The organism is Roseixanthobacter liquoris (assembly GCF_043195135.2).
Classification (GTDB): Bacteria; Pseudomonadota; Alphaproteobacteria; order Rhizobiales; family Xanthobacteraceae; genus NCEH01.
In genome coordinates this window covers 3,905,973-3,924,588 of record NZ_CM195537.1, presented here as the reverse complement: position 1 = coordinate 3,924,588, position 18,616 = coordinate 3,905,973, and the positions used below count along the sequence as shown (strand labels likewise).

17 protein-coding genes and 1 riboswitch are annotated in these 18,616 nt (G+C 67.0%); of the genes, 9 read left to right on the top strand and 8 right to left on the bottom strand.

Going from position 1 to position 18,616, the window contains the following annotated elements:
• Positions 1 to 360 precede the first annotated feature (360 nt).
• From V5F84_RS17775 to V5F84_RS17750, 6 genes are all read left to right on the top strand, one after another.
• Positions 361 to 1,893 carry a peptidoglycan-binding domain-containing protein gene (locus tag V5F84_RS17775; RefSeq protein ID WP_394041447.1) on the top strand — a complete coding sequence of 511 codons (1,533 nt, stop codon included), beginning with the start codon at positions 361 to 363 and terminating at the stop codon, positions 1,891 to 1,893.
• A gap of 27 nt (positions 1,894 to 1,920) precedes the next feature.
• A complete protein-coding gene (locus tag V5F84_RS17770) occupies positions 1,921 to 2,094 on the top strand; it encodes a hypothetical protein (protein WP_394041446.1) in 174 nt (57 codons plus the stop codon).
• Positions 2,095 to 2,106: 12 nt separating this feature from the next.
• On the top strand, positions 2,107 to 2,931 hold the full coding sequence (locus V5F84_RS17765; RefSeq protein ID WP_394041445.1) for a hypothetical protein: 825 nt from the start codon (positions 2,107 to 2,109) through the stop codon (positions 2,929 to 2,931).
• Between the two features lie 35 nt (positions 2,932 to 2,966).
• Complete coding sequence (locus tag V5F84_RS17760; protein WP_394041444.1) at positions 2,967 to 4,088, top strand: patatin-like phospholipase family protein; 1,122 nt, start codon at positions 2,967 to 2,969, stop codon at positions 4,086 to 4,088.
• A 143-nt stretch (positions 4,089 to 4,231) separates the two neighbouring features.
• The gene (locus V5F84_RS17755; protein ID WP_394041443.1) at positions 4,232 to 6,139 is read left to right on the top strand and encodes a gluzincin family metallopeptidase; all 1,908 of its coding nucleotides are present in this window, start codon (positions 4,232 to 4,234) and stop codon (positions 6,137 to 6,139) included.
• Between the two features lie 2 nt (positions 6,140 to 6,141).
• Positions 6,142 to 7,767 carry an MBL fold metallo-hydrolase gene (locus V5F84_RS17750; RefSeq protein WP_394041442.1) on the top strand — a complete coding sequence of 542 codons (1,626 nt, stop codon included), beginning with the start codon at positions 6,142 to 6,144 and terminating at the stop codon, positions 7,765 to 7,767.
• Positions 7,768 to 7,807: 40 nt separating this feature from the next.
• Here the strand turns inward: V5F84_RS17750 and V5F84_RS17745 are convergent, their stop codons facing one another.
• A complete protein-coding gene (locus V5F84_RS17745) occupies positions 7,808 to 8,179 on the bottom strand; it encodes a winged helix-turn-helix transcriptional regulator (protein ID WP_394041441.1) in 372 nt (123 codons plus the stop codon).
• A gap of 100 nt (positions 8,180 to 8,279) precedes the next feature.
• On the opposite strand from V5F84_RS17745, the gene V5F84_RS17740 reads away from it, so the two are divergent.
• Positions 8,280 to 9,305, top strand: coding sequence for a zinc-binding alcohol dehydrogenase family protein (locus tag V5F84_RS17740; protein WP_394041440.1), 1,026 nt, complete (start codon positions 8,280 to 8,282; stop codon positions 9,303 to 9,305).
• Positions 9,306 to 9,410: 105 nt separating this feature from the next.
• Here V5F84_RS17740 and V5F84_RS17735 read toward each other — a convergent pair whose 3' ends face one another.
• Positions 9,411 to 9,779 carry a hypothetical protein gene (locus V5F84_RS17735; protein ID WP_394041439.1) on the bottom strand — a complete coding sequence of 123 codons (369 nt, stop codon included), beginning with the start codon at positions 9,777 to 9,779 and terminating at the stop codon, positions 9,411 to 9,413.
• A 197-nt stretch (positions 9,780 to 9,976) separates the two neighbouring features.
• Between V5F84_RS17735 and V5F84_RS17730 the strand changes: the two genes are divergently transcribed.
• Positions 9,977 to 10,357: a hypothetical protein gene (locus tag V5F84_RS17730; protein ID WP_394041438.1), complete on the top strand. Its 381-nt coding sequence runs from the start codon at positions 9,977 to 9,979 to the stop codon at positions 10,355 to 10,357.
• A gap of 93 nt (positions 10,358 to 10,450) precedes the next feature.
• On the opposite strand, the gene V5F84_RS17725 is transcribed toward V5F84_RS17730, so the two are convergent.
• From V5F84_RS17725 to V5F84_RS17700, 6 genes are all read right to left on the bottom strand, one after another.
• The gene (locus V5F84_RS17725) at positions 10,451 to 11,956 is read right to left on the bottom strand and encodes an amino acid permease (protein WP_394041437.1); all 1,506 of its coding nucleotides are present in this window, start codon (positions 11,954 to 11,956) and stop codon (positions 10,451 to 10,453) included.
• Positions 11,957 to 12,048: 92 nt separating this feature from the next.
• Positions 12,049 to 12,822 carry an ethanolamine ammonia-lyase subunit EutC gene (eutC, locus tag V5F84_RS17720; protein ID WP_394041436.1) on the bottom strand — a complete coding sequence of 258 codons (774 nt, stop codon included), beginning with the start codon at positions 12,820 to 12,822 and terminating at the stop codon, positions 12,049 to 12,051.
• Positions 12,819 to 14,207, bottom strand: coding sequence for an ethanolamine ammonia-lyase subunit EutB (locus tag V5F84_RS17715; RefSeq protein WP_394041435.1), 1,389 nt, complete (start codon positions 14,205 to 14,207; stop codon positions 12,819 to 12,821). Before V5F84_RS17715 ends, eutC begins: the two co-directional genes overlap by 4 nt.
• A 91-nt stretch (positions 14,208 to 14,298) precedes the next feature.
• On the bottom strand, positions 14,299 to 15,825 hold the full coding sequence (gene amaB, locus V5F84_RS17710) for an L-piperidine-6-carboxylate dehydrogenase (protein WP_394041434.1): 1,527 nt from the start codon (positions 15,823 to 15,825) through the stop codon (positions 14,299 to 14,301).
• 81 nt (positions 15,826 to 15,906) lie between these two features.
• Complete coding sequence (locus V5F84_RS17705) at positions 15,907 to 16,350, bottom strand: NUDIX domain-containing protein (RefSeq protein ID WP_394041433.1); 444 nt, start codon at positions 16,348 to 16,350, stop codon at positions 15,907 to 15,909.
• Between the two features lie 113 nt (positions 16,351 to 16,463).
• The gene (locus tag V5F84_RS17700; RefSeq protein ID WP_394041432.1) at positions 16,464 to 17,069 is read right to left on the bottom strand and encodes a glutathione S-transferase family protein; all 606 of its coding nucleotides are present in this window, start codon (positions 17,067 to 17,069) and stop codon (positions 16,464 to 16,466) included.
• A gap of 260 nt (positions 17,070 to 17,329) precedes the next feature.
• Positions 17,330 to 17,429: riboswitch (TPP riboswitch) on the top strand.
• Between V5F84_RS17700 and thiO the strand changes: the two genes are divergently transcribed.
• The gene (thiO, locus tag V5F84_RS17695) at positions 17,418 to 18,614 is read left to right on the top strand and encodes a glycine oxidase ThiO (protein WP_394041431.1); all 1,197 of its coding nucleotides are present in this window, start codon (positions 17,418 to 17,420) and stop codon (positions 18,612 to 18,614) included. (Overlaps the previous riboswitch by 12 nt.)
• Positions 18,615 to 18,616 lie beyond the last annotated feature (2 nt).

Here is an 18,616-nt window from a genome sequence, read left to right as displayed (position 1 = left end):
ATCGGGCCGGGAAGATGTGGTGCAGTCAGGCCATAGGTGTAACCATGGATGTAATTCTTCCCTTGGCGCGTATCGCGGCGGATCTGCGCTGCGGGCGTAAATACTTATACTCAAGCGCCTATATGCGTCGCTTTTTGCGACGTGCGCCCGCATAGGCGCGTTATGAGCCGTCTAAACTAAAATAATCCGCGCGCAGGCGGTGGAGGAGGAAATCCCTATTTATTATAACCCTGGGTTGTGATTTTCTTCCCTTAGGGAGCTTGGGCGGGAGCGATATCCCCCGGCGGGGGCTTGCCCTTCCTCCGGGCGGGGTCGCTCCAGGCTGATCCGAGATTCCGAAACGCGGATCCGGGGGCGCAGATGGGAAACCTTGGCCAGGATGTGATCGATATCGGCAAGACGCGTGTCGGCCAGAAATATGTCTGGGGCGCGCGGGTGCCTCTCAATAATCCGAATTGGGCCGGTCCGTGGGATTGCGCGGAATTCACCTCCTGGTGCGCCTATCAGGCCTATGGCCGGATCTACGGCGCCGGAACGACGCGGAGCCTGTCGGAGGCCGATCCCTATTCCGGTTACTGGTATGCGGAGGCCCGCAAGGCCGGCACCGCCATTTCCCGGCAGGAAGCGCTGAAGATCCCCGGCGCAGCCCTCATCCGCGCGCCGGGGCCGGGCAAGACCGGCCATGTGGCGTTCGCCATGGGGGACAATGACCGTACGCTGGAGGCGCGGGGCGCGGCCTATGGCGTCGGCATTTTCGATCGGGCCGCGACGCGCCCCTGGAGCATCGGCTGGTTGCTTCCCGGCGTCGAATATGAAACCGGCGAGACCCTGCCGGATGCGGTCGCCACCCCGGCGGCGGCAACGCTGCCTGCCGGCTATCTCTGGCTGCGCCGGCCCTTTTTCAAGGGCGCCGTGGTGGTCGCCCTGCAGCGCGCGCTGGCGCGCAACGGGGTGGATCCCGGGCCGATCGACGGCGCGTTTGGCCCGCTGACGAGCGCGGCCGTCCTGTCGTTCCAGGTGATGAAAGGCCTGGAGGTGGACGGTGTGGTGGGCCCCAACACGGCCAAGGCCCTGGGCCTTTCCTACCCGATCGCGCCGGCGGCAGCGGACGATCGCGACTTCAAGCAGATCCAATCCCCGCGCGGGCCGGATGTGATTCCGCTGCCGGCGACGCCGGCCGCCTTCGACGGCATCGTCGGCATTGCCCAGACCGGCACGACATTCAAGGCGACGACCGCTTCGGGCTTCGCCTTCAATTTCGCATCCATCGACGATTATATCGACGATATGTGGCGGCTCGGCTTGTTCCAGGGCAAGACCGCGATCCGCGATACGCAGCAGTTCGGAACCTATGCCGCGGATAACTTCCCCGGTCTCGGCCAATGGGCCTATTTTATCGCGCCGACACTTTCCGCCGAGGGTGGTGCGCGCTTCGCCACGTTGAACACCTATGACCGGGCGGCCTTCACCTTCGGCGCCCCGCAATTGGCGGCTCACACACCAAGGAAAAATTTCATCATCTATCTTCGCCGCCTGCTGGCGCTTGCCGATGCCGCGAAGCACTTTCCGGAACTTTCATTGCGCAAGAATGCCGCCGGAAAGACGACCGTTCATCTGGACACAGGCGAAGGTTTCAAGGATCTTGAAGAAGAAGTGCGGCTGGTGCGGCCGAACGGGAAGCCGGACGTGCAACTCGTCCATCTCATGGCCTATCTCAATCCCTCGGCGACGCAGATCGATGCGGCGGAGCTTTCAGCGTCGGCGCGGCTGATCAACTGGTTGCGTCTCGATCCTGCGACGAAGGAAATCCAGATCAGCGTGTTCATCGACCAGTGCAAGGAAAACATCAGGCTTGCAAAGAAAAGTATCTCGCAATTTACTGGGGACGATTGAGTCGTCGCGCTCTGGATTCTCGATATATTGCACCAGGGGCGCGGCAGCTATCGGGAGATCAGCGCCGCCCTGGCCTCGGGGAAGCCGGAGGCGGGCCTGAAGCAGATCGGCCGGCGGGACTGCCGTTCCCGCATCGACACCGTGGACGCCGGCGTGGCCAAGCTGAAGGCGAGCGGCGTGATGAAGGGCTTCACGGTCTGAAGGGGGATCATCATGAGGGGGCGGGAAAAGGCCATATCTGCGGGTATCGCGAACACCCTCGCCGCGGGCGCCGTGCTGCTGCTCGGTGCGCAGCCCGCTTACGCGCAGGGCGGGGTGGCGGACGCGCTGCCGGTGCTGGGGACGAAGCTGGTCGGCCTGTTCGTGGTGGCCACCTTGATGGAATCCGCGCTCACCGCGATCTTCAACTGGCGCCTGTACCGCGAATTCTTCAACGGCCGCGCGGTCAAGACCCTGGTGATGGCGGCGGTCGGCTATGCCGTGGTGGTGACGTTCAAATACGACATCTTCCAGCAGATCGTGGTGCTCTCCGGCGGCACGGGCGCAGGCGATGGGATGTCCCGGCTGCTGTCCGCGCTGGTGCTCGCCGGAGGTAGCGCGGCGGTCTATGAATTGTTCAAGGCGCTGGGCCTGCGGCCCCCGGTCGAGCCCGAGGCGGCGACCCGCAAGCCGCCGGAGGACAAGGCCTGGGTGTCGGTCCGCATCGTCCGCAAGCGGGCGGTCGGTGAGGTCACGGTCCATTTCGACACGCTCGCCGATCCCGCGCCGGAGCTGCGCGCCGCCCCGGCCCTCGTCGGGGTGATCGGCCAAGGGCGATCCGTGTGGCAGCGCCTGAGCGGCCTGTTCTTCGCCGATCCGGCGCGCGTGCCCATGTATGGCGGCCGCACCGTGGAGGCGGGCGCCACCGTCTATTGCATCTCGGTGCGCTATCGGCTGCCGGCGGAGGATGCGGACGCAGCGCCCGTGCCGGTCGCCGAGACCATCTATACGGGCCGCTTCGCGGGCCGCTCGATCATCGATTTCGTCCACACGGCGTGATCCGTGGCCAGGAATTTCAGAGCAGGGAACACGCCATGACGGACGGGGCCGGCACCGCGGCGCAGAGCCTGGATCGGGCGACGCCCGCCCTGGCCTTGTCGGGCGGGGGATTTCGCGCGGTGCTGTTTCATTGCGGCGCGCTCACCCGCCTCAACGAACTCGGCGTGCTGACCCGCATCACGCGCATCTCCAGCGTCTCCGGCGGCGCCATCGCCAATGGCATGCTGGCGGCGGCGTGGCCGCGCCTGGAGGTGAAGGACGGCGTGATCACCAATCTTGAGCGCGAAGTCATCGCCCCGCTGCGCAGCTTCTGCAGCCGCTCCATCGATACAATGGCGCTCGGATGGGGCGCGCTGCTGCCGGGGAAGTCGGTCGGCGATGTGCTGGCCGACAGCTATGACGAGATGTTCGGCGGCATCACCTTGCAGGATCTGCCGGATCTGCCGCAATTCGTGTTCAATGCCACGAATTTGCAGACCGGCCGGCTCGTGCGCATGCAGAAACTGCGGCTCGCAGACTATACCATCGGCCAGATTGCACATCCCGTCATCCGGCTCGCCGTCGCGGTGGCCGCCTCCAGCGCCTTTCCCCCGGTCCTCTCGCCGGTGGAGATCGCGGTGGATCCGCAGGCGTGGCAGGCGCTTCCCGGCGCGATCCATCATGGCGATCCCGCGTATGGCAAGGCGCTGAACCTTACCGACGGCGGCGCCTACGACAATCTCGGCCTGGAGACGATCGACGATTTCAACCCGGTCATCGTGAGCGATGCCGGGGCGCCGTTCGGACTGGAGGAAGCGGCGAACACGCTTTGGTCGGCACAACTCATGCGGGCGCTCGATATCGCCACGGATCAGGCCCGCGGCCTGCGCAAGCGCCTGCTGTTCGCGCGCTGCGACGCCGAGCACCGGGCGGTGGCCTTCTGCGGCATCGACGGCACGCCCGCCGCCTATCCGGCGCCGCAGATTCTGCGCGCGGACCCGGCGCTGACGGCGAGCCTGGCGCGCCTGCGCACCCGCCTCAACCCGTTCTCGGACCAGGAGCAGGGGCGCCTGATCAATTGGGGCTGGCTGATGATGGACGTGGCGTTGCGCTCGTTCGTCGTCACCGGCGCCCCCGCGCCGGCCGCCTTGCCCCTGCCCCAATATCCGCTCGCGTAGGCCCGTGGGCGCCGGGGATTTTTCCCGGCTCGCGACCGAGGGCTCCCGCAACGGAAATCGGGCTCGCAAATGCACCAAATGCGTGTATTCTTGGCGTGGGGAACATGTGAGCGAACGATAGAAAAGGTCGCGGGGATGGGCCTATGACACCTGCCTCCTATCCGACGCCGGCGTTGCGGCGGCTGCGCGTCTATGCGTTCGATCCGCAAGCCTCGACCCGCGTCGAGACGGCGGGGGTGAATGTCGCGGTCATTTCCCTGCCGTGGGAAGCGGAAGAACTCGACGAAGAGCTGAGCCCGGGCCCGGTCAATACCTATCTCGAAGTGATCGATTTTGATCCGGTCAGCGAGCAATTCTATGAGCCGGTCGATCTGAACAACCCGTTCCTTCTGGCACAGGACGGGCTCGCGCCGTCGGAGGGCGATCCGCGGTTCCACCAGCAGATGGTGTTCGCGGTGGCCATGAAGACCATCAAGACCTTCGAGCGCGCGCTCGGCCGCACGGTCTTCTGGTCGCCCCGCCGCAACGAGAAGGGCGCTTTCGTTCCCGTCGACCGGCTGCGCATCTATCCGCATGCGCTGCGGGAAGCAAATGCCTATTATAGTCCGACACAAAAGGCGCTTCTGTTCGGCTATTTCAAGAGTTCGACCTTGAATGCCGGGGCGAGCTGGGTGTTCACCGCCTTGTCCCACGATGTGATCGCGCACGAAACCACCCATGCCATCGTCGACGGCCTGCACCGTTATTATGTCGAGCCGACCAGCATCGACAGCCTCGCCTTCCATGAGGCGTTCGCCGATATCGTCGCGCTGCTGTCCCACTTCACCCTCAGCGAGGCGGTGCATGACGCGATTTCCGTCCACGGCGGCAATCTCGACGAGCGCACCTTGATGAGCGGCCTCGCGCGGCAGTTCGGCGCCGCCATCGGCCGGCCGGGCGCCTTGCGCGAAGCGATCGATGTGGACATGGGCGGCACCCCGGATCCGAATGCGCTCGATGGCATCACCGAGCCGCACGCGCGCGGCGCGGTGCTCGTGTCGGCGGTGTTCGATGCGTTTCTCACCATTTATAGGCGTCGCACGGCCGACCTGCTGCGCATCGCCAATATCGGCATCGACCGGGGCGCGCGGCGCGAATTGCATCCGGACCTGACCGCCCGCCTGACCCGAGAAGCGGTGAAGGCGGCCGACCATGTGATGCGCATGTGCATTCGCGCGCTGGATTATCTCCCGCCGGTGGACGTGCGTTTCGGCGAGTTTCTCCGCGCCCTCGTCACCGCCGATGCCGACCTCGTGCCGGACGATCCCTTCGGCTATCGCGTCGCGCTGGTGGAAGCGTTCCGCTGCCGCGGCATCGTGCCGGAGAACTGCCTTTCGCTCGCCGTGGACAGTCTGTTGTGGGAGCGGCCGGAGAATGTCCTGGAGCTGGATGACATTCCCGGGCTTCAGCTTGACCCGGTCTTCAAGCGCACGGACGCGGCGCAGCGGGTGGCGGCGAATATTGCAGCGGTCGAGGATTGGTTTTTCGAAAGCGAGGATTACGACGGGGACAAGAAGGACATAGATTGGCAAAAGGCCTGCGGCGTCATCTTCCGGGAGGATCTGATGCCGGAAAAGGGCCCGCTGAAAACCATCCTCTTTCGTCCCGATGGGAAAGGCAGGCTGATTCGCAAGCTGCCGCCGGCGGAAATCCAGCAGGTGCGCACCACCCGACGCGCCGGCCCCGATGGCCAGGATATAAGGCAGCTGATCATCGAGGTGACGCAGGAGCGCCGCGGCTTCTTCGATCCCAAGGTCCAGGACGACCAGGATTGGGGACATAAGCCCTATCGCCCCGGCGATTTCATCTTCCGCGGCGGGGCGACCATGATCTTCGACCTGCGCAGCCGGAAACTTCGCTATGTGGTGCGAAAGCGGATCGATGACGAGGCGCGGCTCAACGATCATCGCGCCTTCCTGGCCGCCCACCGGCGCGGCGGGCCGCTGGGCGCCACCTATGGCAGCGGCGCCTTCCTCGACGAGCCGTTCGCCATGCTTCATCGGGGGGTCTAGCCATGGCGGAGGCGACAGCGGATTTCGTCAAGGTGCGCATGTATCGCGGAATATTGGGCGATTGCTTCCTGCTGACGACCTGCATCGGCGGCGAAACGAAATATGCGCTGATCGACTGCGGGGTTTTGCAGAACGTGTCCGCCGGCGACGAGCTTGTCGGCAAAGTTTCGCCGCAGGTGCTGGCAAAGGTGGGCGCGGCGCGGCTGAAGGCGGTGCAGGCCGGGCCGGACCTGATCAAGCGCATCGTGGCGGATATCCTCGAGACCACCGGCGAGCACATCGATCTTTTGATTCTCACTCATGAACACTTCGATCATCTGTGCGGCTTCTATTATGCCAAGAAGACGTTCCAGGATAAGGATGTAATCATCGATCGGCTCTGGATGGCCTGGACCGAGGATCCGGCGGACCCGCAGGCGCAGCGGCTGCGCAAGCGCCTCGACACGGGGCGCACGGCGGTCGCGGAGGCCCTGGCCGTGGCGCCGCAGCTCGCCGCCGCCGGCGGCCAACGGCTGGCGATCGCCGAAGATCTCGCGGCCTTCATGGGTCTTGCCCCGGAAGAGCCGGCGCACCCCGGACGGACAAAGAAAGCCGCCGGGGCGGCAACGGATCGCGCGCGCAGCAATTCGACGCGCGGCATGATCCAGCAGATGCAGCTGAAAGTGGGCGCCGCATCCACCTCCTATCTCGCGCCGGGGCAGGTGCTTGCCGGGGATGAGGGCGTGGGCTTGAGGACCTATGTTCTCGGTCCTCCGCGCGATGAGGTGATGCTGCAGAAGGATGCGCCCTCCGCCCGCAGCGCGAAGGAAGTCTATCTGACGCAGAGCGATGACGCGGTCGCCCTGGCGAGCGCCGTCGCCGCGAGCGAGCGACGCCTTGCGTCCGGTTCGGCGGTGGACGGGGAGGCGGCGGACCAGCCGTTCGCCCGACCGCACCGCTGGGGCGACGTCGGGACGCCGGGCAAGGATGACCCGCGCGCTGACCTCGTGACGCTGTATCGAGACCAGGACCAGGCCTATCGCAGGATCGACCATGCCTGGGTGGGGGCGGCGGAAGCTTTGGCGTTGAAGATGGATTCCGACACCAACAACACCAGCCTCGCCCTCGCGATGGAATTGCCGGACGGGCAGGTGCTGCTGTTTCCCGGCGATGCGCAGGTGGGCAATTGGCTGTCCTGGCGCCAGCAGGATTATCCCAAGCCGGCGCGGCCCGGCGAAAGCGTGGTGACCATCGACGATCTGCTGCGCCGGGTGGTGTTCTACAAGGTCGGCCATCACGGCAGCCGCAATGCGACCCTGGTGCCGCTCGGCCTTCGGAAAATGGTCGGCGGTCGGCTCACCGCCGCCATTCCGGTGGTCGAGGCGGTGGCCGCGGTGCAGAACGCCGGCAAGACAACGCCGGGCGCAGGATGGGATATGCCCTTTCCTCTGCTCCATGCGGACCTCGTGGAGCGAACCGAGGGGCGCATCGTGCAGGGCGACGGGGATCCGGCCGCCGAGGCAAAGGCGTTCGTGGATAATCCGACGCATCCGACGCGGCCGGTGCGGGTCGAGCACCAGAGCCCGGACGGCGGGCTTTGGGTGGAATTGACCTTCCCCGTCCTCGGCGCGCGGGCGTCGAAATCCTGACCTCCCCCGGCGCGGTCCGGCGCGCCCGTCCGCCCAGGGCTCAGGCCGCCGCCTCGGCCGCCGGTTCCATGGGCTTGCTCAGATCGAGATTGGCATCGCCCCAGGCTTTGAGCGCCATGATCACCGGCTCCAGGCTGCGGCCGCGCGCGGACAAGCAATATTCGACCTTGGGCGGCACGACGGGAAAGATGGTGCGCACGATCAGCTGCTGCGCCTCCAGCTCGCGCAGCTGGTTGGTCAGCATGCGCTGGGTCACGTTCGGCAGGCGCTTGCGCAGTTCGTTGAACCGCAGCGTGCCTTCGAACAGGTGATAGAGGATCACGCCCTTCCATTTGCCGTCGATCAGGCTCAGCGTGCCTTCGACGGCGCAGCCGGGGCTGCAATCCAGGCTCTTGTGGCGCACCCGTGCCATGTCACGGTATCCTTTTCGATACTATGTGCGATTTATGTGCGTTCTTGTGTAAGGCAAGCGTACCCAGCATTTTCGCGCCAGTCCAGAACTGGAGGTTTCCATGCGTGCCGTCGGCTATCAGCTTCCCCTTCCCATCGACGATGCCTTGGCCCTGAGCGATATCGAGCTGCCCCGCCCCACCGCCACGGGCCGGGACCTGCTGGTCCAGGTGCAAGCCGTCTCGGTGAACCCTGTGGATACCAAGGTGCGCCGCCGCGCGGGAGCCGAGGCGGGGGAATGGAAGGTGCTCGGCTGGGATGCGGCGGGCATCGTGGTGGAAGCCGGGCCGGATGCCAGCTTCTTCAAGCCGGGCGATGCGGTTTTTTATGCCGGCGCACTGGGCCGGCAAGGCACGAATGCCGAATTCCATCTCGTGGATGAGCGGATCGTCGGCAAGAAGCCCGCCACGCTCGACTGGGCGGAGGCGGCGGCGCTGCCGCTGACGGCCCTCACGGCCTGGGAAGCGCTGTTTCATCGCCTTCAGGTGACGCAGCCGGTGGTCGGCGTTGCGCCCGCGCTCCTCATCATCGGCGGCGCGGGCGGGGTCGGCTCCATCGCGGTGCAACTGGCGCGCAAGCTGACCGCTCTCACCGTGATCGCCACCGCCTCACGGCCGGAGACGCAGCAATGGGTGCGCGATCTCGGCGCGCACCATGTGGTGGATCATTCCCGGCCGCTGGCGGAGCAGGTGAAGGCGCTCGGCATTGGCGAACCCGCCTTCGTCTTCTCCACCACCAACACCGACCAGCACCTCGGTGCGATCGCCGAGCTGATCGCGCCGCAGGGCCGGTTCGCGCTGATCGACGATCCGGTGACGCTCGACATCAACGGCTTCAAGCGCAAGAGCGTGTCGGTGCATTGGGAATTCATGTTCACCCGCTCCATGTTCGAAACCGCGGACATGGAGGCGCAGCACGCCGTGCTGAACGAGGTGAGCGGCCTTGTGGATGCGGGCGAGCTTCGCACGACGCTCGCGGAAACCTATGGCCCGATCAATGCCGCCAACCTGCGGCGCGCCCACCGCCTGCTCGAAAGCGGCCGGGCGCGGGGCAAGATCGTGCTGGAGGGGTTCGCCCCCGCGCCGTGAGGCGGGCGCCGCAGCATCTCTGGGTCGGCCCCGGTTTTCCGGGCCAAGACCCTCCGGCCGCGGCACAGAGCGACGCCGCGGCTTGTGCTTCCAACGTCACGCGGCTCAGGCGGCGTGACGATACCCGGCCTCGGGCGCCTCGGCCGGAGCGGTGGGGTTCAGCAGCTTCTCCTTGCACAATTCCACGATCTCGAGCACTTCCGTGCCCCAGGCGAACGCGGATTGCTGAAGGAAGGCCGCTTCCTTGTTGAACACCGAGGTGGCGGCGTCGGGCTTCGCCATTTCGCCCATCAGGCGCATCTGCTCCTGGAGCTGGGCGGTGGCGAAGCGTTGCAGATGGGCATTGATGGCCACCGGCAGTTCGATCCAATAGACGCGGGCCGCGGCCATCGGCCAGCCGAACGCAGCGGCCTTGCCGGGCCACATCTCGGCATAGGCTTTGGTGAAGTCGGGAAAAGTCGAAGCGTCGCTCATGGGTCCGTCTCCGCACTGGCGTAAGAGTCTAACATGCCATGCGCGGCTGCGGACGCCTTGGCCTGGATCAACGAATGTAAATATTTCGCGCGGTCTTTGCCTAAGTGAAAGTCCGTAACTGGCGCCTGTTTTATTCCTGCGGCATGAAAGGAGCCCAGACCGGAATCGGCGACGGGTGACACCCGAGGAGACTGTTTATGAGCCAACTGCCTCATTCCTTCCGCGAGATCCGTCTCGAGCTGGCGCGTGAAAAGGATCATCCCGAGGGCGCCCGCAATTTCGGCTATTCCTTCGTCGCGCCGCTGGATGCGAACGGCCGCGTCGATGCCGATCTCTGGCACAAGCACCGCGAGGCGTGCCGTGTCGTGCGTTTTCGGCCCGACGAAGCGGACGACATCGGCCATCTGGTGCGCCGGCCCGGCGGCAGCTGGGCGTTCCGCTATGACGTTTCCGGCGACGAGGACGACGAGTCGGGCTATCGCTTCGGCGATGAAGCCTTCGCGCCCGGCGAATATGTCTCGATCCGCGAGGACGAGGAGATGCACACCTATCGGGTGGTGTCGGTCGAGCACGTGTGAGGCGCTCGCACTTCGGGTCGTGACCTTCGGGTCGTGAAGTCGTCCTCCCGCGGCCGCTCGGCGCCCGCGGGAGGATCTATGCGCGGCTCGGCCTCAGTAGCTCTTGTACGCGGCCGTGCCCTTGGAGAGGGCGAATTCTTCCTCGGGGGAGAGCACCAGCTTGTGGCGCCCATAAGCGGCGAAATAGGCGATGCCCACCACGAACCAGATGCCGACCCCGATCACGCCCGCCCGGTAGACCGGATCGGACAGTTGGAAGAACACGGTGATCAGCGCGATCACGATCGTCGCCACTGCTCCCGGAATGCCGAAGGGGCTGCGATAGGGACGGGCGATGCGCGGCATGTTCCGCCGCATGAGGATGAAGGAAATCCCCTGCATGATGTAGGAGAACATGGCGGCGAAGACGGCCATGTTCAGCAGCGTCCCGCCGATGGTGGCGGCGCCGCTCTCCGAGCCCATCACGAACCAGATCACGAGCATGATGACCAGGGCGACGCCCGAGCCCGCGGCCATGGCCACGTGGGGCGTGCGGTATTTGCTGTGGGTCACCGACAGCCAGCGCGGGAAATAGCCGGCGCGCGACAGCGAATAGACCTGCCGCCCCTTGGCGAAGATGATGGTGTGGAAGCTCGCCACGAGGCCGATCACCGCGATCAGCGCGAGAACCTTGGCGAGGCCGTCGCCATAAATGGCGCGGAACCCGTCCAGGATCGGCTCGCCCGACGTGGAGAGGCCGAAGGCGCCCTTGGCGACGCTGGGATTGAGCCAGAGCACCAGGAAGGCGGAGACGATCAGCGTGATCATGCCGGCGATGATGCCCTTGGGCATGTCCCGGGCGGGATCGACGGATTCCTCCGCCGCCAGCGGCAATTGCTCGATGGCGAGGAACAGCCACACGGCGAACGGCAGGGCCGTGAACGCCCCGCCGATGCCGAACGGGAAATAGGGCCCGTTGCCGTCGGGCAGTTCCACCGCCGTGCCGTCCGGGCCGACGCCGATATTGAGCGCCCAGCGCTTGAATTCCATCACCGGCAGCGCGCTCACCCAGAAGGCGGCGAGGCAGGCGAGGGCGGCCAGCGTCACCACCAGCGTCACCTTGAACGAGAGCTCGACCCCGGCGACGTTGAAGCCGACGAAGATGACATAGCAGAAGATCCAGTAGACCGGCTGGAACGCGGTCGGCGTCCCGAAGATCGACGACAGATAGGTGCCGATGAAGAACACCACCACTGCCGGCGTGATGATGTATTCGACATTCTCGCACAGGCCGGTCACGAAGCCGCCCCATGGCCCCATGGTCGCGCGGGCGAAGGAATAGGCCGCGCCCGTGTGGGGCAGGGCGGGCGACATCTCGGCGATGCAGAAGGTCAGGCCGAGATACATGATGGCGATGACCGCCGATGCCAGCATCATGCCGCCCCAGCCGGCCGTGGCGAAGCCAAGATTCCAGCCGGAAAACTGTCCGGAGATCACCGCGCCGACGCCCAGCGCCCACAATGACCATACCCGTGCGTGACGTTTAAGCAGACGTTGCTCAAAATAGGTCACGTCCACCGCAGTATAGCTTACTCCCGAGGACTTTTCCGGACTGCTCATCAGGTAATCCCTCCAGCCGCGCGCGGGCAAATGCCCCCTGCGTTCCGTTTTTCTTGTGAAGCAAAGATCGTGCCTCTACGGAATCGCGCCCCTTACCGGGACAAGGCCGCGGGCTGAGGGGCGCCCTCCAGCAGCGCATCGCTCTCGTCCTTCAGATCGACGCCGGTCAATTCCCGGCGCAGCGCCTCCTTCAGCAGCCACGCCAGCTTGAAGGCGGCGGCCGCGTGGGAAAGCCCCTCGGCGCGGACGTTCGAGATGCAATTGCGCTCCGCATCCGTGCGGCCGGGTCGGGGCGCGAAGGTGAGGTAGAGGCCGAGACTGTCGGGGGAGGAGAGGCCGGGCCGCTCGCCGATCATCACCAGCACCGCCCGCGCCTTGAGCGCCGCGCCCACCTCATCGCCCAGCGCCACCCGCGCCTGGGCCGCGATGCAGACCGGGGAGACGCGCCATTTCTCCTTTTCGATCCAGGGCTTGAGCGCCGCGAGAAAGGGCACGGCCTGCGCGTGCACGGCGGCGGACGAGAGCCCGTCCGCCACCACCAGCGCCAGGTCGATCGGACCTTGGGCGTCCGCCTCAAGCATGGCGCGGTCCGCATCCGCGAGGCGGCGGCCGAGATCGGGCCGGCGCAGATAGACATCGCGCGTCGGCGCGGCGCTGGCCACCTGCATCGTCTGAAAGCCGAGCGCGCGCACCTGCGCCGCCACGGCTTCGGCGTCGAACGGCGTATGGACCGCATCGCGGGCCTGGGCGTGGGCGAGGGCGAAGCGCAGCACTTCCTGCGTCGGCAGGCTCGCGCCGGTGCGGCCGAGCGCGATGCGGGCCGGCGTATGACGGGCGAAGGCGAGCCAGGGATCGCGATCGATCATGCCGCCCGCTCCGCAACGAAGCCCAGCAGGGGATGGCCGCCATCTGCGGGCAGCAGACGCCCGTCGGCGCCGGTGATCCGCATGGACTGAAGCCACGCCTCGAATTCCGGCGCCCGCTTCAGGCCGAACACTTCGCGCACATAAAGGGCATCGTGGAACGAAGTCGACTGATAATTGAGCATCACGTCGTCGGCGCCGGGAATGCCCATGATGTAAGTGACACCCGCCGCCGCCAGCAGGGTGAGCAAGCTATCCATGTCGTCCTGGTCGGCTTCGGCGTGGTTGGTGTAGCAGACGTCCACCCCCAGCGGCACGCCGAGCAGCTTGCCGCAGAAATGGTCTTCCAGGCCGGCGCGGATGATCTGCTTGCCGTCATAGAGATATTCCGGGCCGATGAAGCCCACCACCGTATTCACCAGCAGCGGCTCGAAGGCGCGCGCCACCGCATAGGCTCGCGCCTCGCAAGTCTGCTGGTCCACGCCATGGTGGGCATTGGCGGAGAGCGCGGCGCCCTGGCCGGTTTCGAAATACATGGCATTGGTGCCGAGCGTCCCGCGGTTCAGCGATCGGGCGGCGTCATACCCCTCGCGCAACACCGAAAGATCGATGCCGAACGAGCGGTTGGCGGCCTGCGTCCCGGCGATGGACTGGAACACCAGATCCACCGGCGCGCCCCGGTTCATCAGGTCGATCGAGGTGGTCACATGGGTCAGCACGCAGCTCTGGGTGGGAATGTCGAAGCGCGTAATCACTGCATCCATCAGCTTCAGCAGCCGGTCGAGCACCGGCAGGCTGTCGGAGGCGGGATTGATGCCGATCACGGCATCGCCGCAGCCGTAGAGCAGGCCGTCGAGAATGGCGGCGGAAACGCCGGCGGCATCGTCTGTGGGATGGTTGGGCTGGAGTCGCACGGCCATGGTGCCGGGCAGGCCGATGGTGTTGCGGAAGCGCGTGACCACCCGGCATTTCTTCGCCACCAGGATCAGATCCTGGTTGCGCATGATCTTGGAGACGGCGGCCACCATTTCCGGCGTCAGGCCGTACGCCAGGCGCGCGAGGGCTTCCGGCGTCGCCGTGTCCGAGAGCAGATAATCGCGGAAATCGCCCACGGTCAGGCTCGCCACCGGCGCGAAGGCGGAATCATCGTGCCCGTCGAGGATGAGACGGGTCACCTCGTCCTCCTCATAGGGGATCAGCGCCTCGGACAGGAAGGCCTTCAGCGGCACCTCGGCGAGGCACATCTTGGCCGCGATATTTTCCTCCGCGGAGGTCGCGGCGATGCCGGCCAGCATGTCGCCGGAGCGCGGCGGCGTTGCCTTGGCCATCAGCTCCTTGAGATCGGCGAACACATAGCTGCGCGGACCGACGCGATGGACGAAAGGCATTCACAAGGCTCCCGCACGCTGAACATGCCGATTATGAAGCAATATTTATGCCTTACAAGAAATCCGTCGCGCCGCCGGGCCGCCGCGCGCCTCAGTCCAGATCGAAGCTGACCCCCTGGGCGAGGGGCAGGGTGGCCCCGTAATTGATGGTGTTGGTGGCGCGGCGCATATAGGCCTTCCAGCTGTCCGAGCCGGCCTCGCGCCCGCCGCCGGTCTCCTTCTCGCCGCCGAACGCCCCGCCGATCTCGGCCCCCGAGGGGCCGATATTCACATTGGCGATGCCGCAATCCGATCCGGCCGCGGACAGGAAGCGCTCGGCCTCGCGCAGGTCGGTGGTGAAGATGGAGGAGGCGAGGCCCTGCGGCACGTCGTTCTGAAGGGCGATGGCCTCGTCCAGGGTCCGATAGCGCAGCACGTAGAGGATGGGGGCGAAAGTCTCGGCGCGCACGATGGCGCTCTGGGCCGGCATCTCCACCAAGGCGGGCCGCACATAGGCGCCGCCCGCAAGGCCGGCCGGCTGGACCCTTTCTCCGCCATGCACCGTTCCGCCTTCGGCCACGGCCCGCGAGAGCGCGAGGGCCATGGCCCGCGCGGCCGCATCGTCGATCAGCGGGCCGACGAGCGTTGCCGGATCGCGCGGATCGCCCACGCGCACCGAGCCATAGGCGGCCTTGAGGCGGGCGAGCAGGGCGTCATGCACGCTCTCGTGCACGATCAGCCGCCGCAGGCTGGTGCAGCGCTGGCCGGCGGTGCCCATGGCGGCGAAGGCGACCGCGCGCACCGTGAGATCCAGGTCGGCGGAGGGGCAGACGATGGCGGCATTGTTGCCGCCGAGTTCCAGGATCGCCCGTGCGAACCGGACGGCAAGGCGCGGCGCGACCGCGCGACCCATGGCGGTGGAGCCGGTGGCGGAGACCACCGGCACGCGCGGATCCTCCACCAGCGCCTCGCCCATCTCGCGCCCGCCGATCAGGAGCGTTGAGAGGCCGGCCGGGGCAGCGCCGAAGCGCTCCGCCGCACGCTCGAAGATGGCCTGGACGGCGAGCGCGGTCAGCGGCGTCTTTTCCGAGGGCTTCCACACCACGGCATCGCCGCACACCAGCGCCAGCGCGGCGTTCCAGGACCAGACGGCGACCGGAAAATTGAACGCCGATATCACGCCGACCACACCCGCCGGATGCCAGGTTTCCATCATGCGATGGTCGGCGCGCTCGGTGGTGATGGTCAGCCCGTGCAATTGGCGCGACAGGCCGGTGGCGAAGTCGCAGATGTCGATCATCTCCTGCACTTCGCCCAGGCCCTCGGAGAGGATCTTGCCCGCTTCCAGCGTCACCAGCCGGCCGAGGTCGGCCTTGGCGGTGCGCAATTCTTCGCCCAGCAGGCGCACCAGTTCGCCCCGGCGCGGGGCGGGAACGGTGCGCCAGGCGAGAAAGGCTTTGTGCGCGGCGCCGATCGCCGCCGCCACGTCGGGCGTTTCCGTGAGGGCGGCCACCTGTTCGCCGGTGATCGGCGATCGGGCCGCAAGCGTGCCGCCGGCGCGGACATCCGGCGCGACGCCGAGCCGATCCAGCAAGGCGGCGATTTCGACGGCGGGGGAGGGGGTGGAGGTCACGTCCATCGGAAAAGCTCCCGAATGAGAAAGGCGGCGGGTCGCGGACAGGCTTTGGTGCCGGCCCGGGGCACGGGCGGGGCGGGAGGCCTACCAGCGCGGATCCGGTGGCTGGCCGGTCTCGATCTCGGCGAGACGGCGCAAGGTGCCGGCGGTGACATCCTCGGGAAGGGCGTCGCGCGGAAAGAACCGCACCTCGCGAATTTCCAGATTGGGGCCGGGCAGCGCCGCGAAGGAAAAGCGCGGCACGAGATAGCAGGCCACATGATCGCGCCCGCCGACGCGGGGATTGAAGAACAGGCCGTGCAGCACCAGCGGACCCTCGGCGGTGACCGCCGCTTCCTCCATCAGCTCGCGCCGGGCCGCCTCTTCCGTGGTTTCGCCCACATCCACGCCGCCCCCGGGAAAATGCCAGCCGGGCGTATAGGAATGGCGCACCAGCAGCACGCCGCGCGCCTCGTCCATGAGGATGGTGCGCACACCGAGGGTGAGGCCGTGGCGCACGCGCCGGATGAGCGGAAGCAGAGGCAGCATGGCCGCCTTATAGCGCGTCCGCGGGCGTCTGGCAGCGGGCGCGTTGCGCGCCCCGAGCGCTCACACGAGGGGCCCTTGCGCCCCGAGCGCGGGCGGGCGCACGCCACGCGGCCTCAGGCGGCGAGCGCTTCCGCCTCGATGGCATTGGCGCGCTGAAACGCCGGCCGGGCTTCGCAGCGCGCCACATAGTCCGTGAAAACCGGCCGGGGCTCGATCACCTTCAGAAGCGTCAGCCCGTACCAGACATTGCTGCCCACCATCACGTCCGCGGCGGTGAACTGCTCTCCCAGCAGATAGGGGCCGGGCGTGAGCGCCGCTTCCAGCACGTCCATGACACGCTCGAAACTGCCCCAGCCGGCGGCCCGGCTCGGCAGGTTCACGCCGGCGAGCTTTTGGGTGAAGGCCGCTTCCATGCAGGCCGCGTCCCAGAACAGCCATTGCAGATAGCGGCCCCGGCGCGGATCGTCGATCGCGGGGGCAAGATGGGCATCCGGCGCCTTGTCGGCGATATAGAGGCAGATGGCGCCGCTCTCGGCGATCCGCGCGTCGCCATCCTCCAGGGCGGGCACCTTCATCATGGGATTGATGGCGCGGAATTCCGGCGAGGCGAGGAACGGCCCGTCGAGCGGCACCAGCTGGCGCTCATAGGGCAATCCGGCCTCTTCCAGCAGCCACAGGGCCCGGAAGGCGCGGGTGTGGGGCGCCCAATAGAGTTTCATCGTCCTGCCCTCGCTGACAAAGCCATGATAAGAACATAACAAGAACATTCGTGTGAGTCGAGGGGCCAAGGCGGCGTCGATCCGCGTCGTCCACAGCCCGCGCGCGGGCGGCAAGTCGCTCGCCCCCCGGCGCGCGGCGCGCCGCAATTGCGGCACGCCTGCGAAAAAGCTATGGGACGAAACGCGTTGCATCGCTTCGTGACGTTTCGATGCGAATTTTTGAGTTTTCCTTGCCGCCGGGGCGCTAAGCGGTGATACTGTCAGACGGCCTGGGGTGCCGCGCGTCACGCGCGGCTGAGATCATACCCATCGAACCTGTCTGGGTCATTCCAGCGTAGGGAGGAGCCGATGAGCACCCGCTTATCGTTCCCGAATAGTGTTTCTTCGCACGTCGAGCCGGCCCGCAGCGATGCCGCGGGACAGCGCATCGCCATCATCGGCGCCGGCGTCATCGGCCTCGCCATCGGCTGGCGCCTCGCCCAGGCGGGATGCAAGGTCGAGCTGTTCGACGCCGGCCTGGCCGGATCCGGCGCCAGCCACGCGGCCGCCGGCATGCTTGCCGCCTGCGCGGAAGCCGAGCCGGGAGAGGAAGGGCTGCTCGCCCTCAACCGCGCCAGCCAGACGCTGTGGCCCGCCTTCGCGGCGGATCTGGAGGCGGCCAGCGGCATGGATGTGGGCCTGCGCGAGGAGGGCACCTTGGTGGTGGCCCTCACCGCCGACGATGCCGCCAAGCTGCGTCACCAGCACGCCTTTCAAAAGAGCCTCGGCCTGCCGGTGGAATGGCTGACCGCCGCCGAGGCGCGCCGCAAGGAACCGCACCTCGCCACCAAACTGGCCGGCGCGCTTTGGTGTCCGCAGGATCACCAGGCCGACAACCGGCAGACGGCGGCTGCCCTGAAGGTGGCGGCGCTCAAGGCCGGCGCGGTGCTGCACGAACACGCCAAGGTGGAGCGGGTGGAAACCCGCGACGGCAAGGCGCGCGGCGTCGTGGTCGATGGTGTCCTCCATCCCGCCGATACCGTGATCCTGGCGGCGGGCGCCTGGTCGCGCGGCGTCTCCATCGCCCCGGCCGCGCCGCTTCCGGTGCGCCCCATCAAGGGGCAGATGCTGGCCCTGCGCATGGATCCGGCCGCCCCGCTTCTGACCCATGTGCTGTGGGGACCGGGCACCTATATGGTGCCGCGCAAGGACGGGCGGCTCATCATCGGCGCGACGGTGGAGGAGAAGGGCTTCGACACCGATCTCACCGCCGGCGGCCAGCTGGCGCTGCTCACCCATGCGTGGCGCTGCGTGCCCACCATCGAGGAACTGACCATCATCGAGCAATGGGTCGGCTTCCGCCCCGGCAGCCGCGACGATGCGCCGATCCTGGGCGCGAGCGAGGTGGAAGGCTTGATCCATGCCACCGGCCATCACCGCAACGGCATCCTGCTGCTGCCGGTGACCACCTCCAGCATTTGCGCGCTGGTGCTGGAGGGCCGGACCGACCCGCTCATCGCGCCCTTCGGCGTCGAACGTTTCGCGCCGCGCGCGGCGGCGGAGTGAGG